General features: G+C 59.7%; 4 protein-coding genes and 1 pseudogene. 2 read left to right on the forward strand and 3 right to left on the reverse strand.

Features of this window, described 5'->3' with window-relative positions; genetic code table 11:
* Positions 1 to 367: pseudogene (locus EN935_RS17230) on the forward strand (3-dehydroquinate synthase); the annotation flags it as partial.
* Positions 364 to 1,257 carry an HlyC/CorC family transporter gene (locus tag EN935_RS17235; RefSeq protein WP_126070708.1) on the forward strand — a complete coding sequence of 298 codons (894 nt, stop codon included), beginning with the start codon at positions 364 to 366 and terminating at the stop codon, positions 1,255 to 1,257. The pseudogene EN935_RS17230 and the gene EN935_RS17235, both read left to right, overlap by 4 nt.
* Before the next feature lie 42 nt (positions 1,258 to 1,299).
* Here the strand turns inward: EN935_RS17235 and EN935_RS17240 are convergent, their stop codons facing one another.
* Genes EN935_RS17240 through EN935_RS17250 form a run of 3 tightly spaced genes read right to left on the reverse strand, consistent with a single transcriptional unit; the run spans position 1,300 to position 6,126 of the window.
* Entirely contained in the window at positions 1,300 to 2,841 is a 1,542-nt protein-coding gene (locus EN935_RS17240) for a SpoVR family protein (RefSeq protein WP_109671601.1), read from the reverse strand.
* A gap of 9 nt (positions 2,842 to 2,850) precedes the next feature.
* The gene (locus EN935_RS17245) at positions 2,851 to 4,158 is read right to left on the reverse strand and encodes a YeaH/YhbH family protein (protein WP_127262697.1); all 1,308 of its coding nucleotides are present in this window, start codon (positions 4,156 to 4,158) and stop codon (positions 2,851 to 2,853) included.
* Between the two features lie 18 nt (positions 4,159 to 4,176).
* Entirely contained in the window at positions 4,177 to 6,126 is a 1,950-nt protein-coding gene (locus tag EN935_RS17250) for a PrkA family serine protein kinase (RefSeq protein WP_109671603.1), read from the reverse strand.
* Between the last annotated feature and the right edge of the window lie 471 nt (positions 6,127 to 6,597).

The following is a 6,597-nucleotide window of genomic DNA, read 5'->3' on the forward strand; positions in this document are numbered from 1 at the left end:
ACCCGCCCCCCATTATGACGGACCCCGCCTCGTCCATGGCGAGGGGGTCGCTATCGGCATGGCGCTGGCGTACCGGTTCTCGTCGCGGCTCAACCTGGCCAGCCCCGACGATGCCGCGCGCGTCGAGGCGCATCTGCGCGCCGTCGGCCTGCCTTGGCGGATAGTCGACATTCCGGGTGATTTGCCCGACGCCGAGGCGCTGCTGGCCTTCATCACCCAGGACAAGAAGGTCTCGCGCGGCGCGCTGACCTTCATCCTGACGCGCGGCATCGGCCAGGCCTTCATCGCCAAGGATGTGCCGGCTTCGGAAGTGCTGTCGTTCCTCAGGGAGAACCACCCAGGCCCGAAGGAAAGCGATCGGAGATGAACGAGACCGGCTGGATCGTCGTCGCTGTCCTCGCCGCCCTCGTCCTGCTGGCCGTTGCCTTGCGCACGCGCCTGCTTGCCGCTTTCGGCTACGAGCTGTCTCGCATCGAGCCGCAGCGTTCGACCCAGGACGAGTTGCGCGGCGCGGTCGACGATTTCCGCCGCGACGGCCAGGTGGTGCGCGAGGACCGCGACCGTGTCGGCGGCCTGTTCGATCTCGCTGAGCTCGAAGTCTCCGATATCATGGTCCACCGCACCAACATGCGCTCGGTCAATGCCGACAATGCACCTGAAGCGGTTGTGCGCGAGATCCTGCAGAGCCCGCACACCCGCATGCCGCTGTGGAAGGGCTCACTCGACAACATCGTCGGTGTGCTGCACGCCAAAGACCTACTGCGCGCGCTCAACGAAGTCGGCAACGATTTCTCCAGGATCGACGTGATGAAGATCGCGTCGAAACCCTGGTTCGTGCCCGACACGACGACTTTGCAGGAACAGCTCAACGCCTTCCTGCGCCGCAAGGCGCATTTCGCTATCGTCGTCGACGAATATGGCGAGGTCGAAGGGCTGGTGACGCTAGAGGACATTATCGAGGAGATCGTCGGCGAGATCGCTGACGAGCACGATGTCGACATCCAGGGCGTCAAGCAGGAGGCCGACGGCTCCGTCGTCGTCGACGGCACGGTGCCGATCCGCGACCTCAACCGGGCGCTCGACTGGAACCTGCCGGACGAGGAAGCAACCACCATTGCCGGCCTCGTCATCCACGAGACGCAGTCGATCCCCGAGGAGAAACAGGCCTTCACCTTCCACGGCAAGCGCTTCATCGTCATGAAACGCGACAAGAACCGGATCGCCAGGCTGAGGATCAGGCCAGCCGGCGACGCCTGAAGCGCGTTGAGGAGCTGCGAGGACCAGCGCAGCTACGGAGCCTCATTCCGCGATCTGGCTCGTCGAGCGTTCGTGGATCGCCACACCCGTCTCAGCGTCGACAGCCGCCAAGCTGACCTCATAACCCCAAAGCCTGCGGATGTGACGAAGCGTAGCGTCGCGGCTGGCATCATCGAGAAGGATGCCGTTGTTGACCTTGTGCTGCAGTCGCAAATGTCGGTCGCCGAGCAGATCGACATCCACCACCTGAATGTCCGGTTGGTTCGCGCCGACCTCGTAGCTGTGAGCGAGCGCGGCGCGTATCTCGTCATAGCCGCGTTCGTTGTGGATCGAAGCGACTTGGCAGTGCGGTTGGTCGGCAGCGTCGCCGACCACAAAGAACCGCCATTTCCGGATCAAGGCAGGACTGAGATACTGGCGGATAAAGGACTCGTCGCGGTGATCCGCCCAGGCGCCAAGTAGGACCTCGCGCCAGTTGCCGTGGCCGGCGATGTCGGGAAACCAGTCCCGATCCTCGGCCGTCGGCTTGGTCGAGATGCGCTGAATGTCCTGCATCATATCGAGGCCGAGAGCGTAGGGGTTGATGCCGGAAAAGCGCGGATCGTCGAACGCCGGCTGGAAGACCACGTTGGAATGATTGCGCAGGATTTCGAGCATGGCGCCTTCGCTAATCTGGCCGCGATCGAACAGCATGTTCATCAGCGTATAGTGGACGAAAGTTGCGCAGCCCTCGTTCATCACCTGTGTCTGCCGTTGCGGATAAAAATATTGTGCTATGACGCGAACGATCCTGATGATCTCACGCTGCCAAGGCTCCAGGACCAAGCTGTTCTTTTCCAGGAAATAAAGCAGGTTTTCTTCGGGCAGGTTGAGCGATTTCTTCCGCTCCGGGTCTTGTCCCTTGTCGTTGGCCTTTCGCTGCGACGGCGGCAGCGTGCGCCATAAATCATTGTAGGACTGCTCTTCGTATTCGAGGCGCTCGCGAAGCCCTTCGCGCTGCCGCTCCGACGACAGCTTCGGCGGCCGGTGATAACGGAACACGCCCTGCGCCATCAGCGCGTGGGCGGAATCGAGAACAGCCTCGACGGCGGCGAGGCCGTGCCGCTCCTCGCAACGGACAATGTAGCCCTTGGCGAAATCGAGGTAGCTAAGGATCGCCCCAGCGTCCGTCCACTGCTTGAACAACTGATTGTTCTTGAAGAAATGGTTGTGCCCGAGCGCAGCATGGGCCGTCACCAAGGCCTGCAAGGCCATGGTGTTTTCCTCCATCAGATAGACGATGCAAGGATTGGAATTGATGACCAGTTCATAGGCAAGCCCTCGCCCACCTTTGCGATAGAGCAGGTCCTGGTAGAGGAAATGTTTGCCGAAAGACCAGTGACGGTACATCAGCGGCATGCCGACCGACGAATAGGCGTCGAGCATCTGCTGGGAGGAGATGATCTCCATCTGCACGGGATAGGTATCGAGATGAAGCTCTTCGACGGCGATTGCCTCGATCGCATCATAGGCCCGCGACAATGTCTTGAAATCCCAGTCGGACCCCGAAAAAAGCAGGCTGGATTTACTGGCTTGTCGGGCCATCGGACACCTTCACGCTCTCTTAAGGGGAGCCGGCTGTCTGCCGAAGAGCTGGCGGAAGACCGGATAGATATCGGCGGGCGTGGCGATGCGGCTCATCTGGAAGTTCGGCCATCTCTGGTCGACTTCGCTATAGGCACGCCACAGCGATGTCCCGTTTTCAGTCGCGCCGAAGATATGGGCTTCACGCTCGTCGATGATCTCGACATAGGCAAAATACTGGCACAACCGCATGAGCTTGCCGTTGAGCAATGCTATGCATCGCTCGGAATCGCCGGCGAAATTGTCGCCGTCCGAGGCCTGGGCGGCGTAGATGTTCCATTCGTGGACGGGGTAACGTTCGTCAATAATGCGGTGCATTTCCTCCAGCGCGGTGGAAACGACAGTGCCGCCGCTTTGCGTGTTGTAGAAGAATGTTTCCTCGTCGACCTCCTGGGCCAGATGCGTGTGGCGGATGAAGACGATTTCGATGCGGTCGTACCGCCGTTTCAAGAACAGGTGCAGCAGTACGAAGAAGCGCTTGGCCAAGTCCTTTTCGCGCTCGCCCATCGAGCCAGACACATCCATCAGACAGAACATGACGGCATTGGCGTTCGGCACGGGTCGGGGATCGAAGCGGTTGAACCGGATGTCGACCGGATCGACATAGGCAATTCGCCTGCGCCGCCGCTCCAGCCGGTCAAGCTCTTCGCGCAACGCCGCAACGCGCTGATGCGCCGCCGCACTGGATGGCACCTCCTCAAACGTGGCGATTTCCCGGAGGATCGCGTCCAACTCCTCCTGCTTAGGACGCCTCAACGCAATGCGGCGGCCATGGCTGTTACGCATCGTGCGCCCAACATTGATGTTGGTCGGTGAACCGGTGGCGGCGAAGCCAGCCCGGCGCGGCTTGTAGGCAAGGATCTCCTTGAGGTTGAGCTTGACCATATCTGGGAGTTCGAGATCCTCGAAAAAAAGATCGAGCACCTCCTCGCGTGACAGCACGAAACGAAAGTCGTCTTCAGACGCCGTGTTCCCCGGGGACGACGCTCCCGCGCCTCCGCCGGGCTTGGGGATCAGGTCTCCAGGGGAGAAATGCCTGTTGCCCGGCAGGATGTGCTGGCGCCTGCCGCTGTTCCAGGCGTTGTTGAAGCTCGGCTCGGCCGTGCCTGTTTCAGGCATGGGTACGGCGTGCTCGGCATCCACGTCGGCGATCCTGCCGGTGCGGATCTGATCGCGTATGCTCCGCTTCAGTTCCTCGCGCACACGCTTGAGAAAGCGCTGGCGATTGCCGAGGCTCTTGTCCTTTGGATTCAGGCGACGGTCGATGAAGATCGGCATGGACCCATCCGGGCTCTCTCAACCCGCCTTGTTCACTCGCATATACCAATCCACAAGGCGACGCACCTGCCGCTGGGTGTAGCCGCGCTCAACCATCCGCTGCACGAATTCATTGTGGCGTTTTTCCGTGACGCTGTCCTGCTTGGAACCGAAGCTGATCACGGGCAAGAGATCTTCGACCTGTCCGAACATCCGCTTCTCGATCACTTCGCGCAGCTTTTCATAACTCGTCCATGACGGGTTGCGGCCGTCGTTCCTTGCGCGAGCGCGCAGCGTGAACTTCACAACCTCATTGCGGAAGTCCTTGGGATTGGCGATGCCGGCCGGCTTTTCAACCTGGGACAATTCCTTTTCCAATACCTCGCGATTGAGCACCTGGCCGGTATCTGGATCCTTGTAGTCCTGATCCTCGATCCAGGCATCGGCATAGGCAATGTAACGGTCAAAGAGGTTCTGGCCATACTCGCTGTACGATTCCAGATAGGCCTTCTGGATTTCGTGGCCGATGAACTCGGCATAGCGCGTTGCCAATTCCGACTTGATGAACTCGAGATAGGCAGCTTCCATCTCCTTTGGAAACTGCTCGCGCTTGATCGCCTCTTCCAGGATGTACATCAGATGCACGGGATCGGCAGCCACCTCCTTCGTGTCGTAGTTGAATGTCTGCGACAGGATCTTGAAGGCGAAGCGTGTGCTGACGCCGGTCATGCCTTCGGCGACGCCGGCGGCGTCGCGATATTCCTGGACCGACTTCGCCTTGGGGTCGACGTCCTTCTGGTTCTCGCCGTCATAGGCGCGCATCTTGGTGTAGAGCGGCGAATTGTCATGCTCGGCAAGGCGGGTCGAGACGGTGAACCGGCTGAGAAGGTCCAGCACCTCGGGGGCGCAGGGGCTGGCGGCCAATTCGCTCTCCCGCAGCAGCTTTTCGTAAATCTGCCTTTCTTCGGTGGTCCGCAGGCAATACGGCACCTTGACCACGAGGATGCGGTCGAGAAAGGCCTCGTTGTTCTTGTTGTTCTTGAACTGTTGCCATTCCGATTCGTTGGAATGGGCCACGATGATCCCCTGATAGGGAAAGGCGCCGAAATTCTCGGTACCGTTGTAGCTGCCTTCCTGGGTCGCCGTCAGCAACGGATGCAGAACCTTGATAGGCGCCTTGAACATCTCGACGAATTCGAGCAGGCCCTGTGTGGTCCGGTTCAGTCCGCCGCTGTAGGAATAAGCATCTGGATCGGACTGGCTGAAATTTTCCAATTGCCGGATGTCGACTTTGCCAACCAGGGCCGAGACATCCTGATTGTTCTCATCGCCAGGCTCTGTCTTGGCAATGCCGATCTGGCGTAGTCGCGAAGGCATCAACTTGACCACGCTGAATTTGGAAATGTCGCCGGCCAGTTCGTCGAGGCGCTTGGCCGCCCATGGCGAGATGAGCCCGTTCAGTCGGCGTCGGGCTATGCCGTATTTGTCCTCCAGCAAGTCGCCCATGCGATCGGGATGGAAAAGGCCAAGTGGCGATTCGAAAACCGGGCTGATCTGGTTACCGACCTTCAGCGTGTAGATTGGGCGCTGCTCCATCAATTTCTTCAGCCGTTCGGCAAGCGAGGATTTGCCGCCACCGACCGGGCCGAGGAGATAGAGGATCTGCTTGCGCTCCTCGAGCCCTTGGGAGGCATAGCGAAAATAGCCGGCGATGCGCTCGATCGTGTCCTCCATGCCATAGAAATCTGCAAAGGAGGGGTACACCTTCACGGTCCGGTTGGAGAAAATGCGGCCGAGCCGCTCATCCTTGCTGGTGTCGACCAGGTTCGGCTCGCCGATCGCCTCGACCATCCGTTCAGGCGCCGAGGCATACATCGATTTGTCTTCCCGGCAGGCAAGGAGATATTGCTGGAGGCTGATCTCCTCCTGCGCCACGCTCGTATAAATTTCCGAAAACAGATCGAAGACGTCAGACTGGTTCTCTCGCATGATTCTGGTCCTCGGAGCCGTTCTGGGTGCCAGACGGCTCATCACAGATTCAACTGCTGGAAAGCATTGTGGTTCCCTTCACATGAAGGAGAGCGCGTGCATCTGGCATTGAAACCCGGGACACTACCCATGTGGCTGGAATGCTTGCCCAAATACTTAGGTGGTGATGGCCAGATGAGACCGTCAAGGGGTAGATATTGATTTCGTGAACTGAACTGCAAGGACAGTGCATTTGATGCAGCCTGATGCTCCGAGAGTTGCGACCCGATGCGAGTTCGACGAAGCCCGGTTTGAACCGGCCTCCTCTGCCGCGGATGAGTCCCCAAAAGCTCGAGTGTCATTCGCGGGTCGGATCGATGATCGATCGCCGAACCAGACCTTAACGGGACGCTCGTGGCGCCTGCGGGCACTGTCGGCACCCACACGGTCGGGAGAACCATGATGATCGATCGACGAAGCCTCATTCTGGCC

The sequence above is a fragment of the Mesorhizobium sp. M7D.F.Ca.US.004.03.1.1 genome (genome assembly GCF_003998635.1).
GTDB classification, from domain to species: domain Bacteria; phylum Pseudomonadota; class Alphaproteobacteria; order Rhizobiales; family Rhizobiaceae; genus Mesorhizobium; species Mesorhizobium loti.